18 protein-coding genes are annotated in these 18,083 nt (G+C 37.2%); 13 read left to right on the top strand and 5 right to left on the bottom strand.

Annotated elements, in window-relative coordinates; translation table 11 throughout:
* Positions 1 to 272: 272 nt before the first annotated feature.
* The 3 genes from ACFQIC_RS08565 to ACFQIC_RS08555 are packed head-to-tail and all read left to right on the top strand — an operon-like array spanning position 273 to position 1,935.
* Entirely contained in the window at positions 273 to 749 is a 477-nt protein-coding gene (locus tag ACFQIC_RS08565; protein WP_204709904.1) for a low molecular weight protein-tyrosine-phosphatase, read from the top strand.
* Positions 749 to 1,078 (top strand): YtxH domain-containing protein, encoded by a 330-nt coding sequence (locus ACFQIC_RS08560; protein WP_204709905.1) that lies wholly within the window; start codon positions 749 to 751, stop codon positions 1,076 to 1,078. The genes ACFQIC_RS08565 and ACFQIC_RS08560 overlap by 1 nt, the downstream gene beginning before the upstream one ends.
* A 26-nt stretch (positions 1,079 to 1,104) precedes the next feature.
* A complete protein-coding gene (locus tag ACFQIC_RS08555) occupies positions 1,105 to 1,935 on the top strand; it encodes a YihY/virulence factor BrkB family protein (protein ID WP_204709906.1) in 831 nt (276 codons plus the stop codon).
* Between the two features lie 974 nt (positions 1,936 to 2,909).
* Here ACFQIC_RS08555 and ACFQIC_RS08550 read toward each other — a convergent pair.
* Positions 2,910 to 4,835 (bottom strand): heavy metal translocating P-type ATPase, encoded by a 1,926-nt coding sequence (locus ACFQIC_RS08550; RefSeq protein WP_204709908.1) that lies wholly within the window; start codon positions 4,833 to 4,835, stop codon positions 2,910 to 2,912.
* Between the two features lie 215 nt (positions 4,836 to 5,050).
* Here ACFQIC_RS08550 and ACFQIC_RS08545 point away from each other — a divergent pair, with 215 nt between their 5' ends.
* Entirely contained in the window at positions 5,051 to 5,887 is an 837-nt protein-coding gene (locus ACFQIC_RS08545) for a transporter substrate-binding domain-containing protein (protein ID WP_204709910.1), read from the top strand.
* Between the two features lie 12 nt (positions 5,888 to 5,899).
* Positions 5,900 to 6,592 (top strand): amino acid ABC transporter permease, encoded by a 693-nt coding sequence (locus ACFQIC_RS08540; RefSeq protein WP_204709912.1) that lies wholly within the window; start codon positions 5,900 to 5,902, stop codon positions 6,590 to 6,592.
* A gap of 300 nt (positions 6,593 to 6,892) precedes the next feature.
* On the opposite strand, the gene ACFQIC_RS08535 is transcribed toward ACFQIC_RS08540, so the two are convergent.
* Together ACFQIC_RS08535 and ACFQIC_RS08530 are read right to left on the bottom strand one after the other, a co-directional pair.
* Positions 6,893 to 7,762, bottom strand: a complete 870-nt coding sequence (locus ACFQIC_RS08535; RefSeq protein WP_204709914.1) for a TIGR03943 family putative permease subunit — start codon at positions 7,760 to 7,762, stop codon at positions 6,893 to 6,895.
* 12 nt (positions 7,763 to 7,774) lie between these two features.
* Complete coding sequence (locus ACFQIC_RS08530; protein ID WP_204709915.1) at positions 7,775 to 8,764, bottom strand: permease; 990 nt, start codon at positions 8,762 to 8,764, stop codon at positions 7,775 to 7,777.
* A gap of 188 nt (positions 8,765 to 8,952) precedes the next feature.
* Here ACFQIC_RS08530 and ACFQIC_RS08525 point away from each other — a divergent pair, with 188 nt between their 5' ends.
* From ACFQIC_RS08525 to ACFQIC_RS08510, 4 genes are all read left to right on the top strand, one after another.
* Positions 8,953 to 9,732, top strand: a complete 780-nt coding sequence (locus ACFQIC_RS08525; protein WP_204709916.1) for a metal ABC transporter ATP-binding protein — start codon at positions 8,953 to 8,955, stop codon at positions 9,730 to 9,732.
* Positions 9,729 to 10,586 (top strand): metal ABC transporter permease, encoded by an 858-nt coding sequence (locus tag ACFQIC_RS08520; RefSeq protein WP_204709917.1) that lies wholly within the window; start codon positions 9,729 to 9,731, stop codon positions 10,584 to 10,586. Before ACFQIC_RS08525 ends, ACFQIC_RS08520 begins: the two co-directional genes overlap by 4 nt.
* Positions 10,583 to 10,993 (top strand): Fur family transcriptional regulator, encoded by a 411-nt coding sequence (locus tag ACFQIC_RS08515; protein ID WP_204709918.1) that lies wholly within the window; start codon positions 10,583 to 10,585, stop codon positions 10,991 to 10,993. Before ACFQIC_RS08520 ends, ACFQIC_RS08515 begins: the two co-directional genes overlap by 4 nt.
* 131 nt (positions 10,994 to 11,124) lie before the next feature.
* On the top strand, positions 11,125 to 12,141 hold the full coding sequence (locus ACFQIC_RS08510) for a metal ABC transporter solute-binding protein, Zn/Mn family (RefSeq protein ID WP_204709925.1): 1,017 nt from the start codon (positions 11,125 to 11,127) through the stop codon (positions 12,139 to 12,141).
* A 1,393-nt stretch (positions 12,142 to 13,534) separates the two neighbouring features.
* Here ACFQIC_RS08510 and ACFQIC_RS08505 read toward each other — a convergent pair.
* Positions 13,535 to 14,698 (bottom strand): MFS transporter, encoded by a 1,164-nt coding sequence (locus tag ACFQIC_RS08505; protein ID WP_204709927.1) that lies wholly within the window; start codon positions 14,696 to 14,698, stop codon positions 13,535 to 13,537.
* 162 nt (positions 14,699 to 14,860) lie between these two features.
* Between ACFQIC_RS08505 and ACFQIC_RS08500 the strand changes: the two genes are divergently transcribed.
* From ACFQIC_RS08500 to ACFQIC_RS08490, 3 genes are all read left to right on the top strand, one after another.
* Positions 14,861 to 15,253, top strand: coding sequence for an OsmC family protein (locus ACFQIC_RS08500; protein ID WP_204709929.1), 393 nt, complete (start codon positions 14,861 to 14,863; stop codon positions 15,251 to 15,253).
* A 91-nt stretch (positions 15,254 to 15,344) separates the two neighbouring features.
* Positions 15,345 to 15,959: a YczE/YyaS/YitT family protein gene (locus ACFQIC_RS08495; protein ID WP_204709931.1), complete on the top strand. Its 615-nt coding sequence runs from the start codon at positions 15,345 to 15,347 to the stop codon at positions 15,957 to 15,959.
* A 55-nt stretch (positions 15,960 to 16,014) separates the two neighbouring features.
* Positions 16,015 to 16,809, top strand: a complete 795-nt coding sequence (locus tag ACFQIC_RS08490; RefSeq protein WP_204709933.1) for a YfkD family protein — start codon at positions 16,015 to 16,017, stop codon at positions 16,807 to 16,809.
* 3 nt (positions 16,810 to 16,812) lie between these two features.
* Here ACFQIC_RS08490 and ACFQIC_RS08485 read toward each other — a convergent pair whose 3' ends face one another.
* Positions 16,813 to 17,664 (bottom strand): mechanosensitive ion channel family protein, encoded by an 852-nt coding sequence (locus ACFQIC_RS08485; protein ID WP_390217034.1) that lies wholly within the window; start codon positions 17,662 to 17,664, stop codon positions 16,813 to 16,815.
* Positions 17,665 to 17,834: 170 nt separating this feature from the next.
* Here ACFQIC_RS08485 and ACFQIC_RS08480 point away from each other — a divergent pair, with 170 nt between their 5' ends.
* The gene (locus tag ACFQIC_RS08480; RefSeq protein ID WP_204709935.1) at positions 17,835 to 17,981 is read left to right on the top strand and encodes an SE1561 family protein; all 147 of its coding nucleotides are present in this window, start codon (positions 17,835 to 17,837) and stop codon (positions 17,979 to 17,981) included.
* The last annotated feature ends 102 nt before the right edge of the window (positions 17,982 to 18,083 follow it).

Genomic DNA, 18,083 nt, shown 5'->3' with positions numbered 1-18,083 from the left:
CCTAGACACTCGAGTCATAAGCAATCCGCCTACGTGAAAAGAGGCTCTTCACTTCGACGTCTTGCTTGAGCTTGTCGTGTCTATCGAGGCATCTCCACTTTTCGTGATGTCTAGTTCCGACGCCTAGACACTCGAGTCATAAGCAATCCGTCTACGTGAAAAGAGGCTCTTCACTTCGACGTCTTGCTTAAGCTTGTCGTGTCTATCGAGGCATCTCCACTTTTCGTGTTATAATTTATTAAATGATTTGTTTATGATGGGGGAGAATAGGGATGATTAGAGTTTTATTTGTTTGTTTGGGGAATATATGCAGATCTCCTATGGCGGAGGCTATTTTTAGAAAGCGTATTGAAAGGGAAGGGCTGTCTGATAAAATGACAGTTGATTCTGCTGGTATTGGACATTGGCACATAGGAAAAGAACCTCATAAGGGAACGAGGACTCTATTGGATCAAAATAAAATTTCTTATAAAGACATGAAAGCTCGTCAAGTTGAACCGGCTGATTGGGATCATTTTGATTATATTATTGCGATGGACGAACAAAATATGAGTGACTTACAGGCGATCCGTGAAAAGAATGGTGTAGAGGTCGATCTATTTATGAATTATGTAGAAGAAGCGGATCTTAAGGGGGTCCCTGATCCATACTTCACAGGGAACTTTGATTATGTTTATAAGTTAATCGATACTGGATCCACAAATTTGTTAGAGCAAATTAAACAAAAACATTTCAAGGAGGAATTGTGATGGCTGAAAAAAAATTATTAAAAGGTGTTATAACCGGGGCTGTTATAGGTGGTATGATTATGCTTTTTGATAAGAGTACTCGTCAGTATGTAGTAACCAATTCTAAGAGCGTGCGCACTACTTGTAGGGATTTTGTTAATCAACCATCTGAAGCAATCCATGCATTTAGAGTCAACTATGAAATATTCTCTCAATGGTTAAATAAAGGGATTGATGAAATATTAGTGATTCTAAAAAAGACAGAGGATGCATTAAATAAGATAGGAGAAGTGGACGAGAAGGTGAATAATAAATTAGAATCGGTAGACAATTCTAAAGAAGCCTCATAACGAACATACGGAGGGGGACGGCATAGTTGATACGATTTGGTAAAAAGTTGTTCAAACAAATTAGTACTAACGATGTACCAGGATCGGCAGCTCAACTGGCATATTTTTTTCTGCTGTCTCTTTTTCCGTTTATGATTTTCTTAATTACATTATTAGGGTATATGAACATTGATGAGGGAAGGGTTTTGCAGTTTATAAGTACGTATGCTCCATCTAGTACGTATGAAATGATCTCAGAAAACCTTACAGCTATATTGGGTGATAGAAATAGTGGTCTTCTTTCTGTGAGTATCCTTGGCACACTATGGGCGGCATCCAATGGGGTGAACACGCTTATGAAAGCTTTTAATCGTGCGCACCATGAAAGGGAAAGACGTTCTTTTCTTGTTTCAAGGATGATATCAATATTATTAACGGTTTCCATGATTCTAGTAATTGGTGTGGCTTTTTTACTTCCTGTCCTAGGAAGTGCCATTGGTCAGTATGTCTTCTCTATTTTTGGTTTATCAGAAGGCTTCCTGGAGATTTGGGAAACTTTAAGATGGATAATTTCCTCTATTATTTTCTTTCTTGTTCTATCCTTTTTGTACTTAATGGCACCATCTCAACGGTTGAAAGTTAAAGAAGTAATTTGGGGTGCTTTATTTGGGACGCTAGGTTGGCAACTGGTTTCCTGGCTGTTTTCTTTTTACGTTGAGAATGTAGGTAATTATTCAGCAACATATGGTAGTCTTGGTGGTGTAATTGTCTTAATGATTTGGTTTTACTTATCAGGTGTAGTTATTTTGATTGGTGGGGAAATTAATGCTCTAATCCATAAGAAGAATGATAATAGAATCTATTCACATAAAAAATAAGGGACAGCCAAGTTGTAGTAAGTAGTTGCAGCCTCTAATAACAAAACATTTGTTAATCATTGTCCTGATTTATACGGTGGTTTCCGTTACAAAGGATGGCGTAAGAAGGTCCGGGAAATCACTCGCTTTCCGTGGGCATGAGGTGAGCTTCCTCAGGCTACGCCTTGCGGGATCTCACCAATCATGTTCATCTCACTGGAGTCTCGCAATTTCCCGGACCTTCTTGCTTTCGTGAGGAGAACGGAAGCATCAGATGTGGTGCTTCAAGTGAAAAGCATTCCTTACGTGTGAGAATTGTGCTGGAAGCTGCCTTCTTGCATATCGCTTAAAGCTTCGGATTTGGCGTTATATCAGATATCTCATGCTTTAACAGGGACGGTAGAACGGCACGATTTCGATAGCAACATACGGCAAGCGACTCCTTCCCCACCGCCCCTTTCTCCACACAATCATCTCGGAATCGAGTCTTCAACAATCCTGCTAAGTCAGCGCAACAAGCACAACTTCGTCAATGTGCATAACTAGTAGTATGTATACACTTTTCGTGAGCATCGATATTGATAAGAGTAACAATGGTTGTATGATTGTTAAGACGATCATACACACTCTTACAAATATAAGGGCAGTCCTTAACTGGAAAAAAGTGTTGTATTTTAATAAGAAAAAACTGTGTCAACTCTTTCAAGCGGTCACAGTAGTTCAGTGAAGGAGTAGAAAAACGCAATTTATACTCCTTCACTGAACTACTTTTTGTATGGATTTGCAATCGAAAGGTCCTATGTAAAAAACTTTAAACCGGCTCTATAGGGTGATGGAGATCAATTCTCCACTACCACATTTGACAGAGAACCAAGAAACCTTAATTATGACAATAAAAATGGAGCATCAAATTGCTTTGCAATAAAATGCTCCATTTACATATATATTCTTAATGTTTGCGCAAAACTGAACTAATTTGCGGTGTAGACTTTCTCTTATTTTAATAGGCGTAACCCATTTAGAATGACAAGTATGGTACTCCCTTCATGCCCAATAACCCCTAACGGAAGATCAAGTAGTTGAAGGAAGTTACTGATAATTAACAGCATAATTACAGTGATGGAGAAGACGATATTTTGCTTCACTACTTTGTTCATGCGTCTTGAAAGGTTGATGGCTTTAGAAAGCTTGGATAAATCGTTTTTCATTAATACGAGATCTGCGGTTTCAAGGGCAACATCCGTTCCTTCTCCCATTGCAATACCCAAGTTGGCTGTAGCTAAAGCGGGAGCATCGTTGACTCCATCACCGACCATTGCTATATGGCTGAAGTACTGTTTCAGTAATTTTAACTCTTTGACTTTATCTTCAGGCATGCATTCAGCGACATAATGATCGATTCCTGCTTCTTCTGCAATTGCTTGTGCTGTAGTGGGATTATCTCCTGTCAACATAATCGTATAGATGCCTTTCTTTTTTAAAGAATGTATGGCTTTTTTTGATTCAGGTCTGACTGTATCCTTTAATGCAAATAAGGCTACCACTTGTTCATGGTTGGCAACAAATACTACCGTTTTCCCTTGAGAAGCTAGCTTTTCGGCAACTTCATTTTCAAAAGAGTAGGCTTGCTCTTTTCCGACGAAATCAGCATTTCCAATCCTCCAAGTTTCCCCTTCAATTATGGCTTTAACACCTTTTCCACTGATGTCTTCCATTTTTTCAATAGTGATTAGCGATCGGTCTTTATCATTAGAATATTGAACAATGGCATTGGCTAGTGGATGGTTTGATTCTTCTTCAATCGAACTCGCAATTGAAAGAACTCGATGGTAATCAACTTGATGATTAAATATTGCATCGGTCACTTCTGGTTTTCCGGTTGTTAATGTACCTGTTTTGTCAAACGCGATTGCTTGGATATGGGAAAGATTTTCCAAGTGCATGCCACCTTTAAAGAGTACACCGGATCTTGCGCTGTTTGAAATTGCTGAAAGTGTAGCTGGCATAATGGAAGCAACTAGTGCACAAGGTGAAGCAACGACGAGTAAGATCATTGCTCGATAAATGGTGTCCATCCATGACCAACCGAACAGAAAGTGGGGTAAAAAGAGCATAATTGCCACAACTAACAGGACGACTTTTACATATGAACTCTCAAAACGCTCAATAAATAATTGAGAAGGTGATTTTTCACTTTGAGCTTGTTTTACCATATGAATAATTTTTTGGAACAATGTATCTTCTGTTAATTTCGTAAGCTTCACTGTAATGCTTCCGTTTATGTTAACTGTACCTGCAAATACATCTTTTCCTTCTTCCTTAGTAACGGGAAGGGATTCTCCTGTTATTGCACTTTCATTAATAGAGGTCGTTCCCTTAGTAATCAGCCCGTCAGAGGGGACGTGTTCTCCTGGCTTTACCAGTATTTGATCACCAATAGTCAAAGAATTTGTATCAACACTCACGTATCCACTATTTGTTAATTTCCAGGCTTTATTTGGCTGTAAATTGATAAGAGAAGAGATTTCTTTATCACTTTTGTTCATAGTGTAAGTTTCAAGAGCACCGCTTAATGCAAAAATGAAAATTAATATAGCGCCTTCGGTCCAATAACCAATGGATGCACTTCCGATAGCAGCGAATATCATAAGCAATTCAACGTTCAATTCTTTTGCTTGGATGGTTTCGGTTATTCCTTCTTTAGCCTTGGCATAACCTCCAATTATGAAAGCAATGATGTGTAAAATAATAAATAGGTATGAAGTAATAGAATTCGAGAAAATCCAGGTGAATAGGAGAATGACACCACTGAATAAAGCAGCGAATAACTCAATGTGCTCCCGAAATCTTAGGTATAAGTTTGCACTTTCATTTGAAAGGTAAGGTTTGCTTGAATGAATCGAAGAGGAATCTGTAGTCACAATTTTCAACTCCTAAATTAAATTAATTATTTTTTTGTAATAATTATAATTTGGTATTTATTATTATAATATCACAATTTGGAAGTTCGTCAATTAAATTTTCAGGATCATTTAAAAAATATTTTGAAGACTATAGGCTTTGAGGTTGATATTATATGTAATCTGTTGCTATATTGTTTAGGTATGAAATTTAATGGAAAGGTGGAATATGAACAATGCGCAAAGGACTCTTAACGATACTTATTCTTTTTCTATCGGTTGTACTAATAGCATGTGGGTCGGAAGGTGATTCTAAGTGGGGTGAACTCCAAGAAGAAGGAGAACTTGTAGTAGGTACTTCAGGAACCTTGTTCCCAACTTCCTATTACCCTGAAGGTTCAGATGAGTTAACAGGCTATGATGTGGAGATCATGAGAGAAGTAGCTAAACGGTTAGATTTAGAATTATCTTTTGAAGAATATGGAGTAGATGGTTTGTTTTCTTCTATTGAGAGTGGACGAGTAGATATGGTAATCAACGATATGGAAATAACAAATAGCCGTCAAGAAAATTACACATTTAGTGAACCTTATAAATATTCTTATTCTACGATGATCGTGCGGGAAGACGATCTGTCCGGAATTGAGTCATTAGAGGATATTGAAGGGAAGAAACATGGTGGTGGAGCTACAACTGTATTTGCTCAAATTGCTGAGCACTTCGGTGCTGAAATTAAATCTTATGGAAATGTAGCCAATGATATTTACCTTCGTGATGTGGCAAATGGACGTACTGATTTAGTTATTAATGACTACTATCTACAGTCTCTTGCTCTGAAGGCTTTACCTGAAATTGAAGTTCAACTTCATCCAGATTTACAATTCCATCCTACTAATTCAGGGATTGTCATGCCTGGAGATGCAGATGAATTAAAAGAAAAGGTAGATGAAGTGCTTAATGAGATGAGAGAAGATGGTACACTGACAGAGTTATCTAAAGAGTTCTTTGGTGGTCAGGACGCGTCTAAGGAACCTGAAAAAGAGGTAGAAGAGATTGAAGGACTTGATCTATAAGGATGGACATTCATGTTTTCAATTGACGTTAGGGATATAAATTTAGAAAAGCTATTTGTACCTGAACGTGCTTGGGAGAACCTTCCTTTTATTCTGGAAGGGATTCCTTACACTATACTAGTTGCGATGATTGGGATGGTGCTTGGTCTTATTATTGGATTCTTTCTAGCACTTGCTCGACGATCTAGTTATCCTTTATTAAGGTGGCCAGCCCGTGCTTATATTTCATTTATGCGGGGTACCCCCATTCTCGTATACTTGTTTGTTTTGTATTTTGGTTTACCTGTATTAGGGATAACGCTCTCAGGACCAATGGCTGCAATTATTGGTTTTGGTACGAACAGTGCAGCTTATATTGCTGAGATTAATCGAGCTTCACTAGCTAGTGTAGCTTATGGACAGTGGGAATCTGCTCGTGCCCTTGGATTCACATACTGGCAAGGAATGCGACGTATTATTGTTCCTCAAGCAACTAGAATAGCTATTCCGCCGCTTTCGAATGTGTTTCTTGATTTATTAAAAGCGACTTCACTTGCGGCGATGATATCTGTTCCGGAAATATTGAATAAAGCGCAAATTGTAGCTGGTCGTACGAGTGATTCGATGACGATGTATATTACAGCTGCTTTAATATATTGGCCGTTGACGATGATCTTTTCAGCTCTTCAAGAATATTTAGAGCGAAGATATAATAGATATTTGTAATGAAATATTGCTCCTAGGCTAGCAACGGGTTTGGTTTTAGAGTATAAAACATTAAATAACAATCTTTTCAGAAGTCCAATGAGCATATAAATTGGACTTCTGATTTTTTGATTTAACAAGCCAATATAAAAATGCTCAGAGTATTAAAGCTCTGAGCATTTTAATACTATTTATTGTGATTTTTGATACCAATTGACTTCTTGTACTTCAAAAACGACCCCGCTAATAGGGAGCGTTTTTTTGTATTAAGTAAATATTGAAACAAGTGGTGCAGAAAGGAGCCAATTCTTTTTAATGTAATTAGCCTGCAAACTCGAATTCTTCATATACATAAGGCTCATCGGGAACGTCTATCTTTTTAATTTTCGTAGGTTCGATCATGGGAAGTTCCCAGTTATTATGCTGGATTTTTTTAACCTCACCGGTCACCTCAACCCAAGTATCATCTTTGTAATTAGTAAAATCCTGCCCGTTTGCTTGAATGAGAAGACCATAAATTCCACCATCTGCCACGCAACAACTTATTCCGAAACGTCCTACAACGATTCTGTCTTCTGGAAAGCTCCCTTCGCGAAATACAAATCCTTTCACTTTAATTTCTTTTCCTACATAATCATTGATTTGGTCTTCCATAAGAGATATAGCGCCTATATAGTTGTCTTCATTCAATAATAGGGTGTTCGATTTCTTTAATGTACTGTGAAGCTGAGGGTACCTTTCTTTTGTTGTTATGATGGCGGGATCATTAAGTAATTCATCAGTATCTTCTGCATTAGCTTTGTTAAATTCGTCATCTGTTGATGTTGAGCGAAGTTCGTATTTGAAACCTTTTTTTGCTGCTTGAGAACTGCCAAGAACATGATCTGAAAATAACATTCCAGAAAATATAGGCACAATAAATAGTAAGTAGATCAATAGTGAGCGTCCCTTTGAAGAAGAGTATTCGCTGTTGTGCCCACAATCACATGAGTGCTCGCCGTCTGAAGGGTCGCTTTTAAAAAATTGTATCATTGCTAAAATAGCAATGACACAAAGAGCAAAGTACATATAAGGCATCATTCGTGGAGCGATAAATTTCTGAATGTCACCCGATATAAGAAGTTTAATGATAAACAATCCAAATCCAAGTAAAATGACACTGCGAATAAAAGAATGGGAGTCTTTGGTCATGTAAATTCCTCCTTACAAATAAATGAGGTCAAAGAGAAGTGTAATCGTATAAACGACAACAGTAACGGTGATGATGAACATCAAAACAAAACGTTTACGGAAATAGGCAGCCATTAAAATGGTATTTTTCAAATCTGTCATTGGACCATATACGAGAAAGGCCAATATTGAACTGCTAGAAAATAAACCGCTAAACGACGAAGCGACAAATGCATCAGCTTCTGAACATAAGGATAAAAAGTAAGCTAGTCCCATCATAACGGCTGGTCCCGCTAAAAACCCACTACCAATATCGAGTAACGTTTCTCGTGCCATAAAGGTTTGAATAATACTGGCTAACATTGCTCCTATAAGTAAGAACTTCCCCATGTTGAAGAATTCGTCACTTGCATGATGGAGCGTTTCAAACAGGCGATTTCCGTGATGGTGTTCGTGCTGGATTGAAGATTTGGGTTCGATTAGCTGCCAACTGTTCCCAAAGCGAGAGTAAATAGCTCCACCAATTATGATTGATACAATTAAGGCAAGGCCCATTCTTGCCCAAGCTATAGTTAAATCAGTCTGAAATGCATAGAATGTCGATAAGAAAACGATAGGGTTAAGTATAGGTGCTGATACTAAGATCACAATCCCAACATGAAGGGGCATGCCTTTTTGAATAAGACGTCTTACGATAGGGACTATGGCACACTCACAAACAGGAAAGATAGCACCAATGGTTACGGCGGGAAAGAGGGCTAGAATAGGATTAGAAGGAATAAAACGTTTTAATGATTCCTCTTTAACGAAAGTTTGAATGATAGCTGATACGAAAACACCTAAAAGTACAAAGGGAATGGCTTCTAATACAATACTTAGAAAAATAGTATTCATATCTAATAACGATGGCGAAAGATTTGTAATTAATGTAGTTGGAACTAAGTCCCCATAAATAAAGAGTATGAAAAACAAAGCCAGTAGTATGTATCCCCATTTATTATTAGTTTCTTTCTCTTGAAACAATAGTTTTCCTCCTTTATGATAGATATACAAAAGATTAATTCGTAATTATTACTGTTTACTATATGAATCTTAATCTATTATTATGTAGGAAATAGTTTTATCAAATACACAAAAACTTTCATTTACTTCAATATATGAACGTATTATAATTTAATTCGTAATCATTCTTATTTCGAGAGGGATTTTTTATGAAATCAAATAAAATTTTGGAAATGGATCAAGTATCCTTTAAATATGAAAAAGAATGGGTCGTTAAGAACGTAGATTTAGTAATCGAACGCGGGCAGTTTCTTGGCTTAGTTGGACCGAATGGATCGGGTAAATCTACGTTGATCAAACTCATGCTTGGCCTCGTTAAACCTGATAAGGGTTCTATTAACCTATTTGATCAATCTTTAAAGCAGTTTAATAAGTGGCAGGAAATAGGATTTGTATCCCAAAAAGCCAATAGTTTTAACTCTGGTTTTCCAGCTACTGTTCTAGAAGTGGTGAAAACAGGGCTTGTTTCGAGAATTGGTGCTTTTCGGTTTTTCAACCGAAAGCATAAGGAAAAAGCTCTAGAGTCTTTACGAACCGTTGAGATGGAAGAATATGCAAACTATAACATTGGTGAACTATCAGGAGGTCAACAGCAACGTGTGTTTATTGCTCGAGCGTTAGTAAGTGATCCTTCTTTGCTCATCTTAGATGAACCAACTGTGGGTGTGGATGCACAGCACGTAACTGATTTCTACGATTTATTAGGAAGATTAAATAAGGAAAAGGAAATTTCATTACTTATGGTTACTCATGACATCGGTACGATTACAGAACATGCGACACACGTCGTTTGCATGAACAAAACCGTACATTTTCACGGTGCTTCAGAGGAATATAAAAATTTTGATGATCAAGATCTCAATCGTCTTTATGGACATTCCGTTCATCAACTATCTCACAACCACGACCATGAGGTGAGTAACTCATGATCGAAAGTTTTTTAGAGTATCAATTTTTACAAAATGCAGTAATCACAGGAATTTTAATAGGGTTAGTTGCTCCGTTGTTAGGTGTTTTTATTGTGGTGAGACGGCTTTCATTAATTGCTGATGCCCTCTCCCATATAACTTTGACAGGGATAGCAGCCAGCCTATTAATTGAAAAAAGAGTATCAAGTATCAATGATCTTAACCCCGTTTATATGGGCATGGTGTTCTCTGTCGGGGGAGCTATCTTAATCGAAAAGCTACGTAAGCTTTATAAGCATTATGAAGAACTAGCGATCCCAATTATACTATCAGGTGGTATAGGCGTTGGAGTCATTTTGATTTCGCTAGCAGATGGGTTTAATACGGATTTGTTTAGCTATTTATTTGGGAGTGTAACAGCCGTTAGTCGATCGAGCATGTGGACTGTATTACTAATCACTTTAGTTGTTCTTCTCATTGTCATATTGTTTTATAAAGAATTGTTTGTGCTATCATTTGATGAAGAACATGCTTCTGTTTCAGGGGTGAATGGGCGATGGATTCATTTATTATTTATCGTTATGGTAGCGTTAGTCATCGCTTCATCCATGCAAGTGGTAGGGATATTACTTGTATCGGCACTAATGACACTGCCTGTAGCTGCGGCGCTCAGACTTGCTTCTAGCTTTAAACAAACGATTGGTTTATCAATAGCCTTTGGTGAATTTTCAGTAATATTTGGCTTAATATCCTCCTATCATTTAAGTGTGCCTCCAGGGGGGACGATTGTCGTGATTGCAATACTCGTTTTAATCATGACTATCATTTATAAAAAAGTAAGCAGTGAGCTTAATGTAAAGGGTGAGATCGTATGAACCTAGAAATAGCCTTACAGAGATTGAAAGAAAAAGGATATAAACGAACTCGTCAGCGGGAACGTATTCTTGAGATTTTTGTGGAACAAGATCAATACATTGCAGCGAAGTCTATACTAAAAGACATCCAGGAGGATTTTCCGAATGTTAGTTATGACACGATTTATCGGAATTTGTATTTGTTGACAGATGAAGAGATCCTTGAATCTACAGAACTAGGCGGGGAAAAGCACTTTCGATTGGGTTGTGATACTGACGGTCACCATCACCATTTTATTTGCACAGATTGTGGAAGTACGAAGCCAATTGATTTCTGCCCTATGGGGAGCATAAATGAAAATTTGCAAGGGTATGATATAGAAAATCATAAGTTTGAAATTTATGGTAAATGTCCTGTTTGTCATTAAATCTAAAAGGAAGGTCTTTGACAGGGGTCGGGGACCTTCCATATTTTTAAAAAATATAAAAAGTAATGATTACTATTTACTAAAAGTAATCATTACGATATAATTTAAAACGAAAAGCAAGGAGGAGAAAAATGAATAATAAATTGTTTGGCTTACTAATACTTACTATTACTCTTTTATTGGCAGGCTGTGGAGACAATTCTATAGAAGAATCTTCCAGTGAAGGTGAGGATGAAAAATTAAAGATCAATACAACGGTTTATCCATTACAATTTTTCACCAAAAGAATAGCTGGTGATGCTGCAGAAGTAAACTCAATTTTACCACCAGGATCTGACGCCCATACTTATGAACCCACGACTAAAGAAATGATTAAATTAGCTGACGCAGATGCTTTTATATATAATGGCGCCGGATTAGAAACATATGCAGAGAAGATATCAGATTCTATTGATTCAGAAGATGTCAAAATCCTTGAAGCAGCTCATGGAATGAATTTAGATAAGAGTAATCACGATCATGAGGAAGAAGAGCATGATGAGAGCGAACATACTGAAAATGGGGAAGAAGAGCATGATGAAAGTGAACATGCCGAAGATGAGAGTGACGATGGTCATAATCACGGAGAAAATGATCCTCATCTTTGGTTGGATCCTGTTCGTTCCATTCAACTAGCAGAAAACATTAAGGATATGTTGGTAGAGCTACAACCAGACTCAGAGGACCAATTTAATGAAAATTTCAAAAAATTAAAAGCTGATTTAGAGACTCTTGATCATGATTTCCATGAACAAGTAGAAGATCAAGACAAAAATAAAATTATCGTTTCCCATGCTGCTTATGGTTATTGGGAACAAGCATATAACATTGAACAAGTTGCGGTTTCTGGTCTTAGTCCTTCGAATGAGCCATCTCAAAAGCAATTAGAAGAAATTATTGAAATAGCGGAGAAGCATAACTTGAAATATGTATTCTTCGAGCAAAATATCACCCCTAAGATTTCTGAAGTTGTTCAAAAGGAAATTGGGGCACAACCTTTGCGGATACACAATTTGTCTGTGTTAACTGAAGATGATTTGGAAGCAGAGGAAGATTACTTTAGTTTAATGGAACGTAATTTAGAAGTTTTGAATAAAGCTTTAAACTGAATAAACAAAAAAGCTACGCTCCTGATTGTAACGTACCTATCGTGAACATTAAAAATGTAATATAAAACGACCAACAAATTGTATGCTAATTTGTTGGTCGTTTTTTGTTGTTGTAACAGTATTTTATTTATAATATACGTTAAAAAATTGTAGGATTTGTACCTTTATTTGTTAGATGAAAAAAAAGCCAGTGTATGTCTACGTTGGTGTGGAGAAAGGGGCGGTGGGGAAGGAGTCGCTTTCCGTGGGCGTGCGCTGAGCCTCCTCAGGCTGACGCGAGGCCACTGAAAAAGTCCGGTAAATTTTAAGAAAAGCAAAACCCTAATAATTCTATCCCCATTTTCAGTTTATAAATTAGGGGTAAATTAGACTTAATCCTCCACTTTGACAGGAAAATAATGTGGTTTTGGGTGAATAGTTCGGTTTTGGAGTACAAAAACATACTTAGAGGGAAAAATAGCAACAGAATTATCGAACCAATTAACATACTAAATAACATTACAATTGGTTCTTCAAGTTATAGGCTATTCATAGATGGGAGTTTGCAACTGCACACTTGTTCCATATGGTGTAGCGAACACAGAAGACGACTCATGGCAGTAGGACCGTTCATTAAAAGCAAAGGATGGCTGGATGGCTGGCTAGGTAACGGGGAGATTTCCAAGCCCCCCATTCGATGTGTGAGAAACGAACCCCTTTCCCAGAAGGACTATCTTCCACTATCCGTGTTCTATTGCAATGAACCTCTCTATATCAAGGGTTTTAATAGGACCGCCCGCTATCGAAGTTTGCATGCAAACTTAGGAATGGCTACCTTTTCTTGAAGTGGTATCGAGACACTTATATGGTAAAGGGGCGGAGGGAAACGGTGAGACTCCTATGGGATGTGCGGGACAGATGAGACCCCACAGGACGAAGTCCGAGGAGGCTCAGCGCCCGCCCCATGGAAAGCGAGCAGTTTCCCGCAGCCCATAAATTCACACAAACATCTCGAATTCAAGCACAATCTCTGATTTTGTATGCTAATTTATATGTTAAATACCGATAATCGTTGATATAACAAGGAATAATGAGAGACCAAATCATATGCAATTTGGTCTCTTCATTCGTATGTTATTTCATGTTTTGTACTCGAAAACTGAACCCGTTAGATTTTGGGATCGTGTTTTTCAAAAGTTCATTATTAATAGAAAAGGACTTTTTCAGTGGCCTCAGCTTTAGCTCGAGTAGGCTTGCCGTCTTCCCCACGGAAAGCGAGTGATTTCCTGGACCTTCAAACGCCACCCTTTGTAACGGAAACCACCGGAATGCCTCGAAGTTGAGTCCACAATCTCGGGCTTTAGTTTAATAAGCAATTAAAATTAAAATCCTACTACAAATACTGTGCAATTGATTACGCCTGACTAAGACGAGGGCTTGGTTTCAAAGCGGTAGCGATAAATACGATAACAAGTACTCCAACAATTGTATAGAAAAAAGATACACTAGGGAAAATATCAATAAATACTCCAGATATAAAAGGACCACCGATGCTGCCAAGACTAAACGACATTCCACATAAGATATTTCCAGCTGGCAGCAATTCTTTTGGCAATAAGTCTGTCATAAAGGAGATTCCTAATGAAAACAATGATCCTACAAATAATCCGCCAATAGCAAAGGTGGCAAAAAGTCCGATTGTTGAGTTTTCATAAATAGCAGCCATCGTAAAGGCTATTGTTCCCCCTGTGATGACAAATAGAATAACTTTCTTACGACCTAGACGATCACTCAAAGCACCTAGAGGAATTTGGGAAAATAAACTGGCAGCAGCAAAAGAAGGGATGATGAAAGATAACATATTTACGTCATGGCCAATCCTCATCCCGTATACAGGAAATATTCCGTGTAAGGTTGCTTCTAAAAATCCATAAGTGAGTGGGGGCAAAAATGCAACCCATCCTAACTTGATTGCTAATCCAAATCGTTTGAAGGAACTACTACCGTAGGCCGTAGTATGTTCGCTAGGTGGCATTTCATTTCTAACAAACCACATCGAAGTCCATACTAGAAGACTTAATAAGGAGGAGAGCACAAATGGCAAGACCATATTTATAGACAAAAGATTTGTCATTAAAGGCCCTAATGTGAAACCAACACTGAAAAATAAACCGTAATAAGCAATGCTTTTCCCTCTGGATTTCTCTTCAGCCGTAGCTGTAATCCATGTTTGAGTCCCAAAGTGGAGGATTTGGTCTCCGATTCCGATCATCATGCGGAGAATAAACCAAAACCAAAGCGCTTGCCAAACTGGAAAGAAGGCTAAAGAAATGAAGACAAGAGCTCCACCAACCATAATAACAGGTTTATAGCCGAACTTTTGAAGCGGTTTTTCCATAAATGGTGAGGATATCAGAATTCCTATGTATAAAGCTGTAGCATGAATACCATTTATGGAAGACGATACGCCGTTCTGTTCAAGAATGACGGCTAACAAAGGAAGAAGCATCCCTTGTGAAAAACCGGATATTGTAACGAGACTAATCAGTATCCAGAACCGTGTTTTTTTTGCTACCATAAATGTAACCTCCGTATGAATTGTTTCACATCTATTTTATCCTAAACGAAAACGTTGCTTGTGGGCAACACTTTATGGTGATTATAGGTTAGTTCATAGGGGAAAACGGTTACTGTAGAAATAAGGGGATAGTATTAAGACTACTAAAGGAGGGGTTAAGTAATGGATTTCTATATTAAAGAAGATGGTGTTCGTACTTCATTTGAATATGGACAATTGGATATTTCAGGAGACGAATCGATTGGGTTTCGGCCCTATCAATTAATGGTTGCATCCATAGCTGGTTGTAGTATTGGTGTCTATCGAAAAATTCTTAATAAACAAAAGATTAGTTATGAAGACATTATAGTTACGGCAGATGTGAAACGTAACTATGAGGAAGCTAATCGTATTGAAAGCATTCATTTACATTTTGTTGTTAAAGGATACCGTCTTAATCAGGATAAACTTCTGAAAAACCTGGAAATTTCCAGTAAAAATTGCTCAATGGTACAATCTGTAAAAGACAGTATAAAAGTGGAAGAAACGCTTGAGTGTTTAGAGCTTAGCAAGTAAAATGAAAGGGGTCTTATCCGAAATTTGGATAAGCTCCTTTTTTATAATTGAAATTTACATAGCTTAAATTTGATCAAGATGGGGTGTATCGGTGAAGACTCTTATTATTAAAGGATCCTTTTATTTATTCGGGTTAATTGTTATTTCATTGGGGATTTCCCTAACCATTAACGCAGATCTAGGAGCGGGCGCATGGGATGCAATGAATGTAGGATTGATGGAGACATTTGGTTTAACAGTAGGTAATTGGGTTATCATTATTGGAGGAATTTTAATAATAACGAATGCACTGATTGCACGAGAACGTCCAGATTTACTAGCGATAATCACTATAGTAATAATTGGAAAAATGATCGATTTTTGGTTGATTACAGCTTTTGAAAACATGGAATTTTCTGTTATGTTTAACCAAGTATTAGCTTTAGTGGCAGGGATTTTCATAATTGCAATCGGAGTAGCTTTGTATTTACAGCCTAAATTTTCAATTAATCCAATAGATAACTTTATGGTGGCATTACAGAAGCGTTTTGGCTTTAGCTTAACATTTGCGAAGACTCTAACTGAAGCATTTGCATTAGTGTTAGCACTTTTTCTAGGTGGACCTATTGGAATAGGAACAATAATTATTCTAGTGTGTATCGGACCGTTTATTCAATTTTTAAACCCTAAAGCGGAAAAAGTAATGAATCGTTTGCTTGCTTCATAACGAATAGGGTGGGGACATTTTTCACAAGATAAAGAAAAAGAAAGGTGGCCCAACCATGAAATTTAAATGTTTAGGATTTATTGTACTCATTGGTTTACTTTCTCTTGTGTATCCGCCAGAAGCGTTTACTAAAGAAAAAGAAAATAAAGCAGAGTCTGAAATCCCTAGTCATGTATTAAATATTTCGAAAGATAACACATATCCAAATTCTACTGATGATCAGGAGATACTAGAAGCAGAGGAATTAACAGATGAGTTAATTAATGAAACCGACGTACGCATTTCAAATCCCGAGCTTATTGAAATGTTGAATGAAACGTCCATTAAGCCTTCTCCATTCGCAATAGGTTATCGTGGTGAAATTTTTCTAGGAAGGTGGCCTTTATCCTATGAGTCAAAAGAAAGAAATACGAATTGGGAATATCAAGAGGTTAACCTGAATGAATTAAATAATCAGGGTGGTCAAAGTGTAGGGGAAATGAGTTATGAACAGAAAGAAGAAAAACGTATTACAGGTGGTTTAACAACTAAAGCCACTCACAGTGATCAAATGATGAAGCTTATTCTCCTCGAAGCACAAAATAAAACAAAGCTGCCGTTGTCCTTTCAAAGTACGATTGGTCAAGGTACCAAACAAACCAATAGCTATTCCGTACCTGTAAATAAAATAGGTCTACTGAGAGCGTATGCTCCAGCTATAAATGAAAAAGGTGAAGTTGCATTTGGCGACGTATATATTCAATTAAAAGGTTCGAAAATGAGTATAGATATAAAAAATGTAACGAGACAAGGAATAGGAGCCTGGATTCCAATACAAGATCATGTTAGTTTTTCCTTTGAATTAAAATAAGTCTTATTCCTCTTCAGAAGAATAAGACTCCACTCGAACGCGTTGCTCAGCCATAGCGATATTGTGATCATACATTGCTTTAGCTAGAATGTAGCGCGTTTCTTTTAATGCAGTCCAGTAAGCAAGATCGTTAACTACACCTATGACAGTATATTTATATCCTCGGTGGTCATTGTTTAGGGAAGACATGCCATATACTTGAAAAGGTTCAATAGGATCATTTTTTAAATCTTTCTTTAAAAAGTGACCAAGCTCTTCATTCAAACTGATGCAGGTCTCCTCTAAAATTCGCTGGATTTTTCTAGGGTCCTCACTAAAGTTTGTAGTTATATGTTCGATTACTCGCATGTGTTCGAAATTATAGTTTTTTATGGAATGGATCTCGCCATTTCCAATAGTAAGCAGTTTGCCACTCCATTCGCGAATCTTTAAAAAACGAAGTCCAATATCTTCAACGGTACCGTGGTAATTGTCGTTTATCGTAATGAAATCACCTTTGTGTAGCTGTTCTTCATAAAGAAAAAACAGTCCAGAGAAGAGATCCTTAATTAAACTTTGGGCTCCAAAACCAATTATAATACCAATGATTCCTGCACCTGCGAGTATCCGTACTATCTCAATCCACTCTGATAAGACTAGGAAGATGAAACTTGTTACTGCAGCATAACTTATGAACGAATTTAACATAGCCTCTAATGTATGGACTTTACGAGCCTCTATAAACGAAGCTCTTGCAAAAAAAGTTCGAAGTAATTTTCTTGAAACAACAGCAAGCACAATGATCGTGATAGCTATAAGTATAATTCTTATAACAACTTCAATTGATATAAAATTCATGTCTTTAATAATATCCAAGGTGCATACCCCCTAACCAGACGTATTATACATGTTCTCATTGTGTTTCTCATTGAATAAACCGTATGAGCTATTATAAAGCATATCTCAGTTATAGACACTTAAGTTCCTTTTATACTAAGATAGGCAAGGTGGATTTAAAAAGAACAAACAAAAAGGAGGACAATTGTGTGGTCCAAAAAGAAAAACTAACCGATTTAAAGCTAAAACTTTCAGCATTTATGGAACGTTTGGATGATATGGAACCAGAAGAAACGTCTATTGAAGATATTGATGAACTGATTCGAATGCTAGAAGAATTGGAAAATAAGATCTAGTTATACCAATAACTCTCATTGAACAATGAGGGTTGATTTTTTTGTTCGCATCCTTTATCATGGTAAATCGCTAATGTATAAAAGGTGATGCTTATTATGAAA

The organism is Halobacillus seohaensis, assembly GCF_042663045.1.
Taxonomy (GTDB): Bacteria; Bacillota; Bacilli; order Bacillales; family Halobacillaceae; genus Halobacillus_A; species Halobacillus_A seohaensis.
Note: the sequence above shows the minus strand (reverse complement) of the source record. Positions and strands in the feature narration are given on the sequence as shown.

Excerpts from the sequence above, each read along its gene's own strand:
- ACFQIC_RS08565 (WP_204709904.1), top strand. The coding sequence starts at position 273 with ATGATTAGAGTTTTATTTGTTTGTTTGGGGAATATATGCAGATCTCCT.
- ACFQIC_RS08560 (WP_204709905.1), top strand. The coding sequence starts at position 749 with ATGGCTGAAAAAAAATTATTAAAAGGTGTTATAACCGGGGCTGTTATA.
- ACFQIC_RS08545 (WP_204709910.1), top strand. The coding sequence starts at position 5,051 with ATGCGCAAAGGACTCTTAACGATACTTATTCTTTTTCTATCGGTTGTA.
- ACFQIC_RS08540 (WP_204709912.1), top strand. The coding sequence starts at position 5,900 with ATGTTTTCAATTGACGTTAGGGATATAAATTTAGAAAAGCTATTTGTA.
- ACFQIC_RS08535 (WP_204709914.1), bottom strand. The coding sequence starts at position 7,762 with ATGACCAAAGACTCCCATTCTTTTATTCGCAGTGTCATTTTACTTGGA.
- ACFQIC_RS08525 (WP_204709916.1), top strand. The coding sequence starts at position 8,953 with ATGAAATCAAATAAAATTTTGGAAATGGATCAAGTATCCTTTAAATAT.
- ACFQIC_RS08520 (WP_204709917.1), top strand. The coding sequence starts at position 9,729 with ATGATCGAAAGTTTTTTAGAGTATCAATTTTTACAAAATGCAGTAATC.
- ACFQIC_RS08515 (WP_204709918.1), top strand. The coding sequence starts at position 10,583 with ATGAACCTAGAAATAGCCTTACAGAGATTGAAAGAAAAAGGATATAAA.
- ACFQIC_RS08510 (WP_204709925.1), top strand. The coding sequence starts at position 11,125 with ATGAATAATAAATTGTTTGGCTTACTAATACTTACTATTACTCTTTTA.
- ACFQIC_RS08505 (WP_204709927.1), bottom strand. The coding sequence starts at position 14,698 with ATGGTAGCAAAAAAAACACGGTTCTGGATACTGATTAGTCTCGTTACA.
- ACFQIC_RS08500 (WP_204709929.1), top strand. The coding sequence starts at position 14,861 with ATGGATTTCTATATTAAAGAAGATGGTGTTCGTACTTCATTTGAATAT.
- ACFQIC_RS08490 (WP_204709933.1), top strand. The coding sequence starts at position 16,015 with ATGAAATTTAAATGTTTAGGATTTATTGTACTCATTGGTTTACTTTCT.